The organism is Bartonella sp. AU55XJBT (genome assembly GCF_028618525.1).
Window position 1 is genome coordinate 59,935 of the sequence record NZ_JAQITC010000011.1, and the last position, 14,992, is coordinate 74,926.

The following is a 14,992-nucleotide window of genomic DNA, read 5'->3' on the forward strand; positions in this document are numbered from 1 at the left end:
TATGATGTTTATCAATGAGTGGGTGTGCTTGAAGGGCATGAAAACTTAAAATTTGAGATTACAATGATGGAAAAAATAAAGAGAACAACACTTCTCAATGGATCAGCTTTTGGGGATCAGCTTTTGGGGATCAGCTTTTGGGGATCAGCTTTTGGGGATCAGCTTTTGGGGATCAGCTTTTGGAAGCGGTCTTTTGTATCCTATGGCGTGGTTAAAGTGTTTTTATTTTATAAGCAAAAAATGATTTTTTATTCCCCCTTAAAAAATAAAATTTTTCTCCTTCATTTTATCCTTTTTAGAGGATATTTCAAGCCCATTTTGTAAAAAGGACGTGTTTTTTTTAAAAGACGCGCTATATGGTGAAATTATGAATATCGATGGTTGGCGTCAAAGATTAAGAACCGCTTTGGAAAAAAGTGGACGCTCAAAAAGATCTGTTTCTCTCGCTGCCGGTAAAGGCGCGGGCTACCTTCATTCTATCCTTTCTGAAGGAAAGGAACCAACAATCGAATCTCTCTCACGAATTTGTCACGCAATTAATATCAGTATGAATTATATTCTTTACGATAAGGGCGCTAGCCCTGAAGATAAAGAATTTATAGAGCTTATTTCAAAGTTGTCTCCTGAAGAGAGAAAGGCAATTTTGACTCTTTTGCGGCGACCCGTTGACGAAGCTTTAAAATAAGTTCTTTTTGTGCTTTTGAATCAAGACGACTCCAGTATTCTATTAATATTATATCACTCATTTTATCTCTCCTGTGTGTTTATCGTTGCAATTAATTGAGAACAAATAGCGAACAACAAAAAAACATGAGGGGAATAAGGAACAATAAATTTTTATTGACATATGTCATTTGAGCCCCGCAAAGATTTAAAATATATCTTTTATGAAGGATAAAATGGTTGACATCTCTCCTATAGAGGATATAAGACTAACGCTATATTTGATCTTGTCAAGATGAAGCTCTGCTTTATCAACTATCTAAAGGGGGAAAATCATGAAAAATATTCCATTCGTTAAAGAGGATGAAATTATTATCATTCTTTGTGAAGATGAAAAGCCCGATAGCTATGAAGGACCTATCGAAGAAATTGAAGAAGTACTCGAACTCATTGAAGAATCTGAAACTGTTTATAAAGTTTTACGATTTGATCTTACAACAAATCATGCTGAAGACGTGACCGAACAAATCGCTGATTGTTATGTCGAAAATTATGAAATGAATGAAGAAAATACGCAGTTGCAGCCCTTCATTTTGAATAGTGAAGCCTATCATGTTTGTTTAGATGAAAGAGTGGCACGCGATTATGAAGATAATCTCTATGGTTCTTATGAAAAACAGCATCGTTTACGCCCTTGTGATGTCTTGTCAGATTATTGGTGGTAATCATGCCAAGTTATCTCAAGACTTCTTATCGAGGCTTTGCACTTTATTATGCTGGAAAGACTCAAAATTTAATCAGACTTGAACCACAAAAACACCATGCTGTTCTTTTCATATCGCAAGAGGCGGCTGAGGATATGGCAAACAACTTGTCGGAAGAGTATTGCTACCATGATTTTTCTGTTGTGCAATAGCAGCATGGAAAAAAGCTCTTCCCTCCCATGAGATAAATCATTGATGGGCAAGGTAAAGGTCTCCAGTGTTGTTTCACGGGGGGAAGGGGGTTTTGTGTTTTCCTTTCGTTCATTTCTAGGGGCTGTTGGGGGGGGAGACGTTGTTTTTTTGGGGGGAGAGTCGATAGGAGGCACCAGTATGGAGAAAAGAGGAAAGGGGTGGGCGCGGTGCGTGAGGGGGAAAGGTTGGTGTGCGGTTGATTGATTTTTGGGGATGAAGAAATGGAAAAGCTGTCGCAAAAGGCAGAAAGCTTAGCGGGATATGTAAAATGTCTGTTGGACAGTGAAGTGTGAGAGAGGTAGAGGAGGTGGTGTACAGGTTGATGATGGGGAAATTTCATAAAAAGGTAAATTTTAAGGGGGGGCGTGGGCATCAGAGACTTAGTGTGAGAAATATTGCGTGGGGAAGATGATGGGGGTGTTTGAAGGGGGGATAAGGAGGCAGCTTGGAGGGAAGATGTTGGGGCAGTGAAAGAGGAAACGGGGGCGGTTTTGTCTGCTTTTGTGTTGCATGTTTGAGGGGCAGTGAAAGGTCCCTTCATGGCGGGTTAAGTTGACGGATAATTGGTGGGGTAGGTGTTGTTTCACGGGGGGGGAAGGGGGTTTTGTGCTTTTTTTTCGTTCATTTCTAGGGGCTGTTTGGGGGGAAGAATTGTTGGGGGGCTGTTTTTTTGGAGGGAGGAGGCGTCTATGGTGTTTTTATTGGCACAAGAGGATGTTGTGCGTGGGGGGGTAAAGTGTGATGTTTCAAAGAGGATCTTGCAAAGAGGATATAGTGTTAAAAAAAGAGCCAGATAAAGGGGGAAAACATGCCAATTATTATCGATTGTGTTCAGGGAACAGAGGAATGGCAAAAAGCGCGTAATGGTTTGATTACAGCTTCTTTGTTTGAAATGGTCATGGCAGAAAAAAAACAGGGGCAAAAAACATCACGCTATCATAGTGTCATGATGAAATTGGCAGGAGAAAGAATTACCGGAAAAACCGTGGAGGAAGGGACAACACTTTCTCAGCGACGTGGAACAGAATTAGAACCAAGCGCACGACAGCTTTATGGAAAATTGACACAGACAGAACCGGAATGTATTGGCTTTGTTTTAGCTGATGATCGCAGAAAAGGATTTTCTCCGGATGCTTTTGTGGGGGAAAATGGATTGTTGGAAATTAAAACAAAAAAACCTGAAATTTTAATTCCTCATTTTGCGCAAAAAAATTTTCCAGCAGAACATAAAGCTCAATGTCAAGGAGGTTTATGGATTTCTCAACGCGAATGGGTGGATTTGATGCTCTATTGGCCAGATATGCCTCCTTTGATTAAACGCGCTTATCGTGATGAAGCCTATATTAGAAAGCTTGAAAATGAAATTCATCGTTTTAATGAAGCTTTGGAAAAGATGGTCCAGCACATTAAGCGTTTTGAGACAGGCTTTGGAATAAGAACAGATAGTGCTTTGAAAGAGGGGGAAGGTAAAAAGTTGAAGACAAAGCGTCTGTTGAGAGGAAAAACAAGAGTAAGGCGGGGAAGAAAGGGATCTTGTACAGCGTTGATGAGGGGAAAAGTTCTATCAAAAGATTAGTTTTAAGGGGGCGTGGGCATCAGAGATTTAGCGTGAGAAGTGTTGCTTGGGGAAGTGGGGGCCGTTTTGTTGGGGGGAAGTTAAGGTCGTAGGGGAGGGAGAAGCATTTGAGGGAAGATGTTGGGGAAGTGAAAGAGGAGATGGGGGCGGTTTTGTCTGCTTTTGTGTTGCATGTTTGAGGGGCAGTGAGAGGTCCCTTCATGGCGGGTTAAGTTGACGGATAATTGGTGGGATAGGTGTTGTTTCACTAGGGGGGAGAAAGGGTGCTGTTGTGTTTTCGTTTCGTTTATTGTGGAGAGCTGTGTTGATGGGGATTTTTGAGCCGATAAGGGAAGGCTTATAGAGAGAAGAAGAGAGAGGAAAAAAGAGAAAAAAATGGTGCTGCGAGAGAGGATTGAACTCTCGACCTCTCCCTTACCAAGGGAGTGCTCTACCACTGAGCTACCGCAGCCGTTTTCAATCGTTGCGCTGTCTTGTGCCATATTGTCAGAAAATAGGCAAGAGAACATTTGTATATTCTTGCAAGAAAACGTATCTTATGTCATGACAAGAGTGTTCTTATACTCTTAATATATTTTAAATAATATATTTTAAAAAGCCGTGAGTTGATTGGATAGAAGCTCAACACTGTTTAAAAGGTTGCGCAATGACACAGATGCATCAAAAACATAAGCACGATGGAATCAATCATCAAGAGGAAAAAGCAAAACGACGCCAAGAAAGATTGGCGCAACAATTGCGTCAAAACCTGAAACGGCGAAAAGAGCAAAGTCGAAAAAGAGCGCAGGAAGAGCGCTAAAATGCAAAAAAAATGTTTTTTTTAGGGCATCTTTGCAACCAAATGTCTCAATCATTTGTTCTCATAATTAGAATGCGTTTTTAAAAAAACGATCAATAAAGCATAACTTTTCAAAAGGAGAAAAACCTTTGGAAGGGATGGCGTAAAGGAAAAGAGGGAAAACACGATGGATGCTATTCAAATTGTTGGTGGGGTAGAACTTAAAGGGACCATTCCGATTTCGGGGGCAAAAAATGCTGCTTTGCCTCTTATGATTGCGTCACTGTTGACAGAAGAAACGCTTACGCTAGAAAATATTCCGCATCTTGCTGATGTTGAGTTGCTTATTCGTATTCTCAATAATCATGGTGTGGGCTATGCCGTTGATGGACAAGAGCTTAATGATGATGGGACCAATTCAAGAACCATTCATTTTAGCGCGCAAAAAATAGCCACAACACGGGCGTCTTACGAATTGGTGAGAAAAATGCGGGCAAGCTTTTGGGTTATTGGACCACTGCTTGCGCGATGCTTGGAGGCTTATGTTTCGCTTCCTGGAGGATGTGCTATCGGTACAAGACCTGTGGATTTTATTCTTGAGGGGCTGAAAAGCTTAGGTGCTCATATTGCCATTGAAAATGGATATGTTCATGCAAAAGCACCAAAGGGATTAAAAGGGGCGCATTACCGTTTCCCTAAAGTCACTGTCGGAGGAACGCATGTACTGTTGATGGCAGCGACAATGGCAAAGGGAACAACCACTCTTGAGAATGCGGCGTGTGAACCAGAAGTTACAAATCTTATTCGAACCTTGAATGCCATGGGGGCTCAAATAACGGGTGAAGGTACAACGACGCTTACCATTGAAGGGGTGAAAAAACTCAAAGGAACAAGAATACGCGTCATTGCGGATCGAATTGAGGCGGGGACATATGCAATGGCTGTGGCGATGGCAGGGGGAGATGTCTTTCTGAAAAATGCCAACCCTAACCATCTGACAATAGTGCTGAAGGTTTTGCAAAAAACAGGGCTTGAGATTCAAATAGAACCTCAAGGTATTCACGTAAAGCGAAATCCAAAAAACACAAAAATTATGCCCGTTGATATTACAACAGGACCATACCCTGCTTTCCCAACCGATCTTCAAGCGCAGTTTATGGCGCTGATGACACGGGGCTTAGGCATTTCCCATATTACGGAGACGATTTTTGAAAATCGTTTTATGCATGTTCAAGAACTCAACCGGTTAGGGGCAGAGATAAAACTCGATGGTGAGACGGCAACTGTCTATGGAAAAGAGAAGTTGCAAGGCGCTCCTGTGATGGCAACCGATTTGCGGGCTTCTGTCTCTCTGGTGATTGCGGCTTTGGCTGCAAAGGGCGAAACAATCGTTAACCGTGTTTATCATCTTGATCGTGGCTTTGAGAGATTGGAAGAAAAATTAGCCCGATGTGGTGCTAAAATTCAACGGATAACGGCGTGATCTTATCCCAAGAACACGCCCAATCTCGTACGGGGGGTGGTGGCGATGCATTAAGGTATGTTTTGGGGTGTATTGTTAGAGGCGGTGATGGCAAAACCCCCTGTAGAACAGAGGAGGGGCAATGGCGGGAGATGTCTTTTTTGAAAAATGCCAACCCTCATCATCTGACAACAGTGCTGAAGGTGCTGCAAAAAACAGGGCTTGAGATTCACATGAGAGCCTCAAGGAATTCACATGAAGCGAAATCCAAAAAACAGAAAGCAATTTTGTGTTTGATTGCTGAGAGATGAAAAACATTCCTTTAAATTTTATTGTAAATTTTTTTCAATTCCTTTATACCTTAAAAGGTAACTTTGGTCGTATACGCAGCGATCAAGAGGGAACTAAAAGCCCTAAAGTTTGGTACATAAAAATGAATCCGCTCTTGTGGATGTCCCGGGATTCCGGGAGTTTTTGCCATGTCCAGGTGTGTCCACACACTAAAAGCAAAAAAGCTGATCCAAACTCAGTACTTTTAGACTCCCGGAATACCAATGCGAGGGCGCTCGCAACCGGAGGGGGAACCTGAAGTGAAAGCGAAAAATCCACATTCTAACGATATTTTGATAGGCAAAAGAATTCGTTTGAGAAGAGAGATGTTGAAAATTTCTCAAAAAGAATTAGGGCATCGTTTAGGGGTAACCTTTCAACAAATCCAAAAATATGAAAAAGGCATCAATCGCGTTGGTGCAGGGCGTCTACAAGAAATTGCTGATATCCTAGATATCTCTATTTTCTTTTTTTATGCCGATATTTCAACAAAAGAAAAAAATATATCCTATGATGAAATTGCTAATAAAGAAGAGCATGTCCTTTTGAAAAGCTTCAGAGAGCTTAAACCTAAGCAAAAAAAAGCAATTTTGTGTTTGATTGCTGAGAGATGAAAAACATTCCTTTAAATTTTATTGTAAATTTCCTGAAATTACTTTATGAACAAGCAAATATTTTTCGTTGTACGATACGGTTTTATGGGGGGAATCCAAAGCCTGAAAATCCAAACTGAGATATGAGCCTACTTTATAAGGAACACGGGATTCCGGGAGTTTTTGCCATGTCCAGGTGTGTCCACACACTAAAAGCAAAAAAGCTGACTCGGATTCAGTGTTTTCAGACTCCCAGAATACGCATGAAGAAGGTGTTCCGCAATGGGGCAGAAAAATGACACGTGAAAGCTAGAAAACAGCCTTCTGGTTGATTTCTCATGAGTGTAAAAAAATTTAAAGAGTCTTTTTTCTCCATAATAAATTATTCGATAGTTTTTTCTAAAGGAAGGGAATGCTGTGGTGGCGGGTGTTGACCTTTTCCTCGCAGAAATATCCCAAGAAAATCTCTTCCTCTTCATTTAAAAAATCATAAAGTTCTTATCCTTTATTCTTAAAGGCGGTTTGAGATAAAGCGCTTTGGGTGAGAGGAAAACGCATTATTTCATCAAACAAAGGGCACTCTCGTCGTGGTTTCTGTATTCGAAGGCGCGTTCTCTTCAAGCGTTTTTTCAATGTTTCAACAGTGTGATTGGCTCATTGGCTGTTTTCCCTTCGCAAAACTCTTTTTAAAACCGACCAAGCGGCATATTCTTGTAAGACAACACCTAAAAGCGGTCGTGTATAGGGGAACGTCAGATGATCATCGTCATAACCTTTCATCTGTACTGTTATTGTCGCATGTCCAAGGCTTTCTGGCTGCTTTTCTAATGTTTCAATGGAAGGGGAGAGGCGCACTGCAACCTCAATCTGCGGAATATTTTGGGGATTTTTTTCTGGCGTCTGAAAATATTTTAAAAGATGGGGATCATCGATCAACCAATGTACCTGTGCGTATTTTGCGAGTTGTTGACACGCTGTGGTCACTTCTCTGCCTACCAAATGGGAGCGAAAATGATGTTCAAATTCTTCGATTAAAGATTGTGCCAAGGGAGTGGATGATTGACCAACCAATTGCACCAAAACATAGGGGCTTTTCCATAAAAAATGGCGTTCAAAGGGTGCATGTGCAAAATGACGATCAACCCAATGCGCAAGGGTGCTTTCATCAATTCCAATCAAAGTCCAAGCATATTCTGCACGCGATGGTGAAGAATATTTCTTCTCATTTTGCTGTAAATAATTTTCTAAAAGGGCAAGAGCTTGGGAGGGGGGACCAGGCAAAACAACAAGGGCGCTACCATCACAAGAAAGATAAAATCCTGGCGCGGTGCCGGTAGGATTGTCAAGCACTGTTGCTGTTTCCGGAAACAAGGCTTGACGCGCATTATTCTTATCCGGTGCAATTCCTAACCGCTCTAATTGATCTTTTACTGTGTGCCAAACATCTTCATGATGCACCAAAGGTTGCCTAACCGCTTGAGCAACGCTATCCCGTGTCTTATCATCAGAGGTCGGTCCCAAGCCTCCACTGATAATAATCAAATCTTCTTGTCCAAGACAAGAGACAATCGTCTCACTGATTTGCTGTAATTGATCCGCACAAACAAAATGACGCGTGACTTGAATATTTCTTTTTTCCAAGCTTTGGCTTAAATCTTGTAAATTCGTATTCAAATATTGACCTGAAAGAAGTTCATCACCTACAGTAATAATGGCTGCACGATATGAAGAGATAGGATTTGTAAGACAATTGCTAACAGTTTCAGCCATTTGACGTGTAGAGGCACTCCCTCCTAGATCATAAGGTACAGTTTTTCCAGCACGAATAACTTGATCGACACTTTGAGATAATTGTTTTGCTTCCTCGTAAAAGCCTAAATGTTCTAAGAGTAAAGACACAGTATAAAACATCGCAGAAGGATTGGCCTTGTTCTGCCCAGCAATGCGTGGGGCGCTTCCATGAACAGGTTCAAAATAAGCAATCTCGCTCCCCACATTTGCACTAGGCGCGAGGCCCAATCCACCCATAACGCCGGCGGCAAGATCAGAGAGAATATCGCCAAACATGTTTTCAGCAACAATCACACCAAATTGCTCTGGCTTTGTTGTAATCCACAAAGCAACCGCATCAACATTATGAATATCTGCTTCAATTTCTGGATAGTTTTGCGCGATTTTTTCAAAAATTTCTTGAGCAAATTGTCCACTTTCTCGCATCACATTGGGCTTATCAGCAAAAGTAACCCGTCCAAATCCTTGTGTCCGTGCATAAGAAAAAGCGTATTCAAATAACCGCTCTAAACCAAAGCGTGTTTGCAAACGAACTGTCCATGCTGCTTCTTCAAGACCATATTTTTCTAAATTGGAATGTTTTAACCAAGCGGATGTTTCAGGTGTGATACCCCGAAAATCTAAACCCGCATAGAGACCTTCACTATTCTCTCTAATAACACAAAACTGAAAAGGTTTTTTGGGGCCAAGGATGTATCTTATAGGGCGTATATTGGCAAACAGACCTAACTTTTGGCGAAGCTGAATAACAGGAGAAGTATAGCTAAGGTTTTTCTCTCTTAAATGCGGTGCAAGTTCTTTTAAAGCCGCTTCTTTTCCTTTACTGGTCACAGCTCCAAGTAAAACAGCGTCACTTTCAGCTATTTTTTGCCAAGTCGCGTGAGGAACAGGATCTCCTTCCTTTTTCCAGCATTCCCAACCAATATCACCATAAGTGAATTCAATCGGCAATTGAAATGACTCCAAAACCATTAGCGCTGCATCACAGACCTCTGTTCCTACGCCATCACCAGGTAATACAAGAACTTTCTTTTTCATAATCTATCAATCCATTCATCAATGATTGCATTCGTCATAACAGGATTATCCTCCCACAAACGCATACCAGCCCCAGAGATAATCTTATATTCATGATTTATATAATGACTTTTCGTTTGATTATTAACCGTTGCAAGTTGTGACTTTTCCCCCACTAAAGCTAAAAAATTTCCAGTATATTTTATAATCTCATCTCTAGCATCCACGGTAACCGATCTCAATATATTCAATTTGAGCAGCTGTTAGATTTTTAATGTTCAACGATGTAATCTAGAGAAAAAGAAAATTGATTCCGATATCCTCCATCACGCAAAGTGACATCAAGATTTTTAAGCATAGTTCCCCCCCCAATTCGGTTATTTGACTTGATTTATGGTGATAAAATAATTGGCTTTTAGAATATAAATGACAAAACCTACAAGACTGCATATTGCCAATAAAAGGGCAAAAGCTTGAGGATTATGGCCGGATATCTTTCCAATAATTGCCGCGCTTAATGCTGCACTTCCTAATTGTAAAGAGCCCATCACACCAGATGCTGCTCCAGCTGCTTGCGGATGTGAGGAAATTGCTAACGCTGTACCTAATGGTAACAAAAAGCCATTGCCAAAAGTTAGAAGCGAAATGGCACTCACACTTGTGACAAGGGGCCACGGACTCACATAGATTTGGAGAGCAAATAATATCCCTCCCAAGACAAAAATAAGATATCCACGTCGAATGGTCCGTTCCATAGATTCTTGCTTCAAAAATCTTCGTGCAACCAAGTTGCCTAAAACATAAGTCAAAGAAACACCAATGTAACTATATCCAATATCGTTACTAGGTAAGCCCAAAGCTGTAAGAAAAAAAGGCGACTCAACAATGTAAGCAAAATAGGTTGCATAGGCAAAACATGGGATCAATGCGTAAAAAATAAATTGCTTATTTCTAAGGACTTCTAAACTGCCCTTAATGATCCCCACAGCCGTGAAAGAGTGACGTTTGTTAGGAGGTAAAGTCTCTGTGAGGACAAAATAACACAAACAAATAGTGGAAAGGATAAAAAGGCTTAAAAAGATAAAAGTAGCTTGCCAATTAAAAACTTGCAATAACACCCCCCCAATCAATGGGGCAAGCGCCGGTGATGTTCCAACAAAAGGAAAAATAACCAAATAAAGCCTTCCTGCGGACTTTTTATCCATTAAATCATTTATAATAGCGCGACTTAAAACGATCCCAGAACAGGCGCCAAGACCCTGTAAAAAACGCAGTGCAAAAAAAGTTTGAATATGAACGGTGTAAATTATACTCAATGTGGTAAAAAACCACAAAAATAAGCCAAACAAAAGTGTCTTTTTGCGTCCAAAATTATCGCTGAGTGGTCCATAAATCAGTTGTCCAACAGCTAAAGCAAGTAAAAAAATGGCCACCGCACTCTGAATCTCAGATTCACTCACTTGGTAATATTGACGCATATCTCCAAGAGCGGGGAGAAAAATATCCGTAGAGATTAAACCACCGATGGATAAACATACAATAGAAATTATAAATAATAAAGAAGGCTTATTGTCCACAAACAAATACTTTTCAAAATTAATATTTTTAAAGTAAGCACAATTTATACTTATAAATATAGTGATATTGTATCATCCTTTATCTTTACCCACAGGAAAAGTGATCACTTTTATATGTTATTGTCCTTTACTCATGTCAATAAATGTCCGCTCATAAAAATACGTGAAAATACATAAAAATACGTGAAAATAATTGAGAGATCTCTTAATTGATGGGGAGGTGCAGAATCGCCTTTTTCTGAGTTTTCAAAAGGGACGCATGGTGCATGATCCATCAAAAGGTGCGGCTAAAGAGGGGGCGCGGGGCTAAAGTTGGAGAGGCTTAGAGGGCGCGCGGTTTAAAGAAAGGGGCAGTGGCTTGAAGGAAGGGGCGCTTGCCTACCAAAAATCTGGAACTTCAGGCTTTAAATGCGGACCAATGCGCACCGCTGAGACTTTTTCTGCTAACCCAGTGCGGTCGGAAATCTCAACCGCAAAACCACAAAGGGTGGCGGGACCACGGGCCGGTTCAAAACGATCTTGCTTCGTTTGGTAAAGAAAACGGTGTAACGGTTCTTCTTTATCCATGCCAAGGGAGGAGTTGTAATCACCACACATGCCGGCATCTGTTAAATACGCACTGCCACCTTCTAAAATCTGCGCATCAGCGGTGGGAATATGCGTATGTGTGCCAACGATAACACTGACACGACCATCTAGAAAATGCCCAAAACATTGTTTCTCACTCGTCGTTTCCGCGTGAAAATCAAAAATAATCGCATCGGTTTGCTCCATTAACGAACAGGCAAGCAGAATATTTTCCGCTATCTCAAAGGGATCTTCAACTTTGTTCGGCATAAAAACACGACCCAATAGATTGGCAACAAGAACACGCGCACCATTTTTAGCCGTAAAAACACCTGCTCCTTTGCCGGGAGTCTCTTTCGAGAAATTGGCAGGACGTAAAAAACGATCACTCTCATGCGCATACTGTAACGCTTCTTTGTGGGAAAAAGCATGGTTGCCCGTGGTCACAACATCAGCACCCGCCATTAAAAGATCTTGATATGTCTCTTGGGTAAGACCAAAACCATCAGAGGCATTTTCTCCATTGACCACAACAAAATCAAGCTGCCATTTCTCAATCAGTTGAGGAAGATGCTCAAAAACAACCTGACAGCCTGTGTTACCGACAATGTCACCCAAAAATAAAAACCGCATAGGCGCTTTAATCACATTTTAACATTTTAAGAAACCTTTTTCTGTAAAAATTCCTTGAAGCTGTAAATCATGTTCGGCTGCCGGAATAGAGGTAACCTCCTGACACGAAAAGCCTATGCCCCATAATGCCATTTGATGTCCTTGTTTTTTAAGGGTTTCAACTGCGCGGTCATAATAGCCGCCTCCATAGCCAAGACGGTGACAGTGATGATCAAACGCAGAAAGTGGAACAAGAATATTATTGGGGATAACCGTGGCGTTGTCTGCACTGGGACCTAAGGTGCCAAAACGCATGGGTTTAAGTCGCGTGTGTGGTGAAAATGCTCGAAAAATCATGGTGGTGGAATCAAGTACTGCGGGTAAGGCTAAACGCCCTCCGCGTGAGGCTATCGCATCAAGAAGAGGACGCGGGTCAATTTCCGATTTAATGGGCAAATAGCCTGCTAAAATGAGACCTGAAAAATCTGTTCCTTTTTTTTCAAGATATTCAAGAAAGTGGCAACAAGCATGCTGTGAAAACAGGGCGCGCTCTTCTGTTGAAAGGGCATCACGACGCGATAAACCACTCTTGCGTGCGCACGCGCGAAGCGATGAAGCTGTTTCACAGAGGGGAACTTTTGTCATTGTCTCGTCACTTGTTTAGCGGTTGGTATTTTAGCCATTGTAGCCATGCTTGCTATTTTGTAAACCCGCTGCTCAGAATAAGAGCCGTGTACGGGAAAACAGGGCGCGCTCTTCTTGCTAAAAAGCATTACGACGCGATACACCATTCTTGTGCTGCTCTCGCGCAAAGCGATGAAGGAGCTGTTGCAAATCTCATGATGCTAAAGCTTATCGTCATTTTGATCGCTTAAGCCTCTTGCTGTATAGAAAAGAGGGGCTCATAGAACAGAAAGCTTCACACAAAAGGGAGGCTCATAGAAAAGGGCATGAACAATTTTGGGGGAAAAATGTAGGGAAAAAAGTTTTAGGGGGAAAAGTGATGCAAAAAAAGGGGTGATCCACAACAGCCGATGGAAAAAGTCGACCCCGGGAACCTATACAAATAGGTGGGCGCCATATGAAAAAGCCCACGGGCTTCATCAGGGACAGCTCCCTTGGAGATCACTAAGGTCTCAGGAATACGTTATTTCCTGTCGAGAAGCGCAGAACACCCTCCTTAATATAAAACAATTTCACAGCTTCTGCTAGAGATAAAATAACCGCAAATGTTTTATTTTTTTAAAGTTTTACAAGCGTTTTTTTACACCCTTGCTGGTAATGGCTGGAAAGTAATGTGGGATGGATGGATGGCTTATTCAAAGTATAAAAATCAAAAAAACACTGGATGGGAGAAGGGGAATGAAACAACTTTTTTCATTGGTGATGTTTGATTGGCACTTTGCTTTTTGGGCAAGGTTTGATTGCTTTTTTGGGGGAAAGCTTGATTGGCGCTTTCTAGGCAAGGCTTTATTTTAATGTTTTATGGAAATGTTTGCCGGCAAAGCTTGAAGGGAAATATTTTTTTCTTCAAGGATGCTCTTGGACTGAACTAGATCGCCTTTGACGTTTTTTGCCTTATGAAGTGTATTTTAAGGCTGTTTTATCAATTATGAGAGCACGCAGGGGATGCCTTTCGTTTTTATCATTTTCTAAGATTGTAAAAAAAACATTGCCAATGGCATAGTGCCGGAGGGTGCGGCGTTGGGAGGGTGTGGCGTTGGAGGGTGTGGCGTTGGAGGGAGAAGGGCGTATTTATTCAGCTTGGGATGGGTTGCGCGTTTTATGCAAACTTGAAATAGACTTAAAGGGTTTTGTTTCAGTATGATCCGTTCAAAGAGCTTGCGGTGATTGTTCGTCTAAGAGAGCTTCAATGCGCTTTTGAATCCTTTGCATTTGTGGGTAAATGCTTAATGCCGTTTCATAAGCTTTAAGAGCAAGTTGTGGACGCTCTGTCGCTTCCATGGTAACCCCAAGTTCAAAAAAGGCAATGTAGTTACGCGGTTCAAGTTCAAGAGCATGGTTCAGATCAAGCATGGCAAGTTTGAAATCACTCAGTTGAATGTGAATCCAAGCACGTCTTATCCAAGCTTCAGCGTGAGTTGGTAAAAGCGCAAGAATATTATCAATATAATCAAGCGCAAGCCCATAATCATCATTATTGATCGCATTTTCTGCCCATGACATTAAAAGATCAATCGTCTCACTCCCCGATTGGGACCATAAAAGTTGAAGTTGTTGACTGATCTTTTTTGCTTTCGCAACATCAGCACAATATTTTAATTCTTTCAATAAACGTAAAATTTCTGCCTCTTTGTGTTGCTTAACTTTGTCAACAGAGGAAAGCTGCTCTGAGTCGAAATCTTCAAGAATCATCGCCGATGAATCAGAATCAGAAGACGTTGCAGAAGAGGGAGGAGGAGAATTGGGGATGAGATCATCTAAGGGTAAGAGCGATTGTGGAGAAGGACGATCTTCAGGAAGTGAAGGAGGATTCTGTCCGTAGCCAGAAGAAAGAAAACAAAAAATCCCCATAAAAGAAAGAAAAAAAGCGCGCTGAAAAAGACAAAAAAAATGCAGCAGAAAAAATCGAAAAGCTTTTAAAATAGAAAAATCCATAAAAACAAGCCCTCAAAAGATAAATCACCAAATATGATCAAACAGTGGACTCGTAACCAACAGATTTATATCTCCCAAAAAATCTCAAGAAAAACTTTTTAATGCCTACAATAAAGTAGGCATAAAAATATTTATTCTGAAAGAAATTAGCCCTGACGTGCTCTAAAACGTGGGTTCGTTTTATTGAGGATATAAACACGCCCCTTACGGCGCACCAAACGATTGTTCCGATGGCGCTCCTTGAGTGCTTTAAGCGAATTTTTAATTTTCATCCTATTCACCGTTTAAACAGTTTACATAACACAATATTATAACAACAATAAAACAATATACGGCATACGAATACCACCTTATGATTGTATCATTGCATCATAATATAACACCATACACTTTTTCACTGTGATCACAAAAATAAAAACGCACCCTTAAGGTACGCATCAACACACTTCAT

At 41.1% G+C, this 14,992-nt stretch carries 17 protein-coding genes, 1 tRNA gene, 1 other RNA gene and 1 pseudogene; 11 read left to right on the plus strand and 9 right to left on the minus strand.

Translation table 11 applies throughout. From position 1 onward, the window contains the following. Positions 1–367: 367 nt before the first annotated feature. The 5 genes from PVV70_RS06950 (at position 368) to PVV70_RS06970 (ending at position 3,195) form a co-directional block, all read left to right on the plus strand. Positions 368–685, plus strand: a complete 318-nt coding sequence (locus tag PVV70_RS06950) for a helix-turn-helix transcriptional regulator (protein ID WP_273758545.1) — start codon at positions 368–370, stop codon at positions 683–685. A gap of 313 nt (positions 686–998) precedes the next feature. Further along, positions 999–1,388 (plus strand): hypothetical protein, encoded by a 390-nt coding sequence (locus PVV70_RS06955; protein WP_273758546.1) that lies wholly within the window; start codon positions 999–1,001, stop codon positions 1,386–1,388. A 2-nt stretch (positions 1,389–1,390) separates the two neighbouring features. Beyond that, a complete protein-coding gene (locus PVV70_RS06960; RefSeq protein ID WP_273758547.1) occupies positions 1,391–1,579 on the plus strand; it encodes a hypothetical protein in 189 nt (62 codons plus the stop codon). A 43-nt stretch (positions 1,580–1,622) separates the two neighbouring features. After that, on the plus strand, positions 1,623–1,823 hold the full coding sequence (locus tag PVV70_RS06965) for a hypothetical protein (RefSeq protein WP_273758548.1): 201 nt from the start codon (positions 1,623–1,625) through the stop codon (positions 1,821–1,823). Between the two features lie 604 nt (positions 1,824–2,427). Beyond that, positions 2,428–3,195, plus strand: coding sequence for a lambda exonuclease family protein (locus PVV70_RS06970; RefSeq protein ID WP_273758549.1), 768 nt, complete (start codon positions 2,428–2,430; stop codon positions 3,193–3,195). A gap of 376 nt (positions 3,196–3,571) precedes the next feature. On the opposite strand, the gene PVV70_RS06975 is transcribed toward PVV70_RS06970, so the two are convergent. Continuing rightward, a tRNA-Thr gene (locus PVV70_RS06975) sits at positions 3,572–3,646 on the minus strand. A gap of 195 nt (positions 3,647–3,841) precedes the next feature. Here PVV70_RS06975 and PVV70_RS06980 point away from each other — a divergent pair. The 4 genes from PVV70_RS06980 (at position 3,842) to PVV70_RS06995 (ending at position 6,379) form a co-directional block, all read left to right on the plus strand. Continuing rightward, positions 3,842–3,994: a hypothetical protein gene (locus PVV70_RS06980; protein ID WP_273758550.1), complete on the plus strand. Its 153-nt coding sequence runs from the start codon at positions 3,842–3,844 to the stop codon at positions 3,992–3,994. Positions 3,995–4,160: 166 nt separating this feature from the next. Beyond that, positions 4,161–5,456 (plus strand): UDP-N-acetylglucosamine 1-carboxyvinyltransferase, encoded by a 1,296-nt coding sequence (murA, locus tag PVV70_RS06985; protein ID WP_273758551.1) that lies wholly within the window; start codon positions 4,161–4,163, stop codon positions 5,454–5,456. Further along, on the plus strand, positions 5,453–5,746 hold the full coding sequence (locus PVV70_RS06990; RefSeq protein WP_273758552.1) for a hypothetical protein: 294 nt from the start codon (positions 5,453–5,455) through the stop codon (positions 5,744–5,746). The genes murA and PVV70_RS06990 overlap by 4 nt, the downstream gene beginning before the upstream one ends. A 279-nt stretch (positions 5,747–6,025) precedes the next feature. Beyond that, positions 6,026–6,379, plus strand: a complete 354-nt coding sequence (locus PVV70_RS06995; RefSeq protein WP_273758553.1) for a helix-turn-helix transcriptional regulator — start codon at positions 6,026–6,028, stop codon at positions 6,377–6,379. Positions 6,380–7,012: 633 nt separating this feature from the next. Here the strand turns inward: PVV70_RS06995 and PVV70_RS07000 are convergent. The 5 genes and pseudogenes from PVV70_RS07000 to PVV70_RS07020 all read right to left on the minus strand — a co-directional run bounded on the left by PVV70_RS07000 (position 7,013) and on the right by PVV70_RS07020 (position 12,567). Beyond that, positions 7,013–9,187: an isocitrate/isopropylmalate dehydrogenase family protein gene (locus tag PVV70_RS07000; RefSeq protein WP_273758554.1), complete on the minus strand. Its 2,175-nt coding sequence runs from the start codon at positions 9,185–9,187 to the stop codon at positions 7,013–7,015. Next, a pseudogene (locus PVV70_RS07005) lies at positions 9,184–9,393 on the minus strand (alpha/beta hydrolase); the annotation flags it as partial. The gene PVV70_RS07000 and the pseudogene PVV70_RS07005, both read right to left, overlap by 4 nt. A gap of 150 nt (positions 9,394–9,543) precedes the next feature. Beyond that, entirely contained in the window at positions 9,544–10,743 is a 1,200-nt protein-coding gene (locus PVV70_RS07010; protein WP_273758555.1) for a multidrug effflux MFS transporter, read from the minus strand. 378 nt (positions 10,744–11,121) lie between these two features. Then, the gene (locus PVV70_RS07015) at positions 11,122–11,943 is read right to left on the minus strand and encodes a TIGR00282 family metallophosphoesterase (protein WP_273758556.1); all 822 of its coding nucleotides are present in this window, start codon (positions 11,941–11,943) and stop codon (positions 11,122–11,124) included. Between the two features lie 18 nt (positions 11,944–11,961). Next, positions 11,962–12,567, minus strand: a complete 606-nt coding sequence (locus PVV70_RS07020) for a 5-formyltetrahydrofolate cyclo-ligase (RefSeq protein ID WP_273758557.1) — start codon at positions 12,565–12,567, stop codon at positions 11,962–11,964. Here PVV70_RS07020 and PVV70_RS07025 point away from each other — a divergent pair. Beyond that, complete coding sequence (locus PVV70_RS07025; protein ID WP_273758558.1) at positions 12,561–12,797, plus strand: hypothetical protein; 237 nt, start codon at positions 12,561–12,563, stop codon at positions 12,795–12,797. The two genes, PVV70_RS07020 and PVV70_RS07025, sit on opposite strands and share 7 nt — an antisense overlap. Positions 12,798–12,937: 140 nt before the next feature. Here PVV70_RS07025 and ssrS read toward each other — a convergent pair. Continuing rightward, a non-coding RNA gene (gene ssrS, locus PVV70_RS07030) (6S RNA) lies at positions 12,938–13,098 on the minus strand. Between the two features lie 520 nt (positions 13,099–13,618). Between ssrS and PVV70_RS07035 the strand changes: the two genes are divergently transcribed. Further along, positions 13,619–13,750 (plus strand): hypothetical protein, encoded by a 132-nt coding sequence (locus PVV70_RS07035; RefSeq protein WP_273758559.1) that lies wholly within the window; start codon positions 13,619–13,621, stop codon positions 13,748–13,750. Positions 13,751–13,755: 5 nt separating this feature from the next. Here the strand turns inward: PVV70_RS07035 and PVV70_RS07040 are convergent, their stop codons facing one another. Beyond that, positions 13,756–14,541, minus strand: a complete 786-nt coding sequence (locus tag PVV70_RS07040) for a tetratricopeptide repeat protein (RefSeq protein ID WP_273758560.1) — start codon at positions 14,539–14,541, stop codon at positions 13,756–13,758. A gap of 146 nt (positions 14,542–14,687) precedes the next feature. Next, complete coding sequence (gene ykgO, locus PVV70_RS07045; protein ID WP_004863016.1) at positions 14,688–14,813, minus strand: type B 50S ribosomal protein L36; 126 nt, start codon at positions 14,811–14,813, stop codon at positions 14,688–14,690. Positions 14,814–14,992 lie beyond the last annotated feature (179 nt).

Coding starts and splice junctions, on each gene's coding strand:
- PVV70_RS06950 (WP_273758545.1), top strand. CDS start 368: ATGAATATCGATGGTTGGCGTCAAAGATTAAGAACCGCTTTGGAAAAA.
- PVV70_RS06955 (WP_273758546.1), top strand. CDS start 999: ATGAAAAATATTCCATTCGTTAAAGAGGATGAAATTATTATCATTCTT.
- PVV70_RS06960 (WP_273758547.1), top strand. CDS start 1,391: ATGCCAAGTTATCTCAAGACTTCTTATCGAGGCTTTGCACTTTATTAT.
- PVV70_RS06965 (WP_273758548.1), top strand. CDS start 1,623: ATGGGCAAGGTAAAGGTCTCCAGTGTTGTTTCACGGGGGGAAGGGGGT.
- PVV70_RS06970 (WP_273758549.1), top strand. CDS start 2,428: ATGCCAATTATTATCGATTGTGTTCAGGGAACAGAGGAATGGCAAAAA.
- PVV70_RS06980 (WP_273758550.1), top strand. CDS start 3,842: ATGACACAGATGCATCAAAAACATAAGCACGATGGAATCAATCATCAA.
- murA (WP_273758551.1), top strand. CDS start 4,161: ATGGATGCTATTCAAATTGTTGGTGGGGTAGAACTTAAAGGGACCATT.
- PVV70_RS07000 (WP_273758554.1), bottom strand. CDS start 9,187: ATGAAAAAGAAAGTTCTTGTATTACCTGGTGATGGCGTAGGAACAGAG.
- PVV70_RS07015 (WP_273758556.1), bottom strand. CDS start 11,943: ATGCGGTTTTTATTTTTGGGTGACATTGTCGGTAACACAGGCTGTCAG.
- PVV70_RS07020 (WP_273758557.1), bottom strand. CDS start 12,567: ATGACAAAAGTTCCCCTCTGTGAAACAGCTTCATCGCTTCGCGCGTGC.
- PVV70_RS07040 (WP_273758560.1), bottom strand. CDS start 14,541: ATGGATTTTTCTATTTTAAAAGCTTTTCGATTTTTTCTGCTGCATTTT.
- ykgO (WP_004863016.1), bottom strand. CDS start 14,813: ATGAAAATTAAAAATTCGCTTAAAGCACTCAAGGAGCGCCATCGGAAC.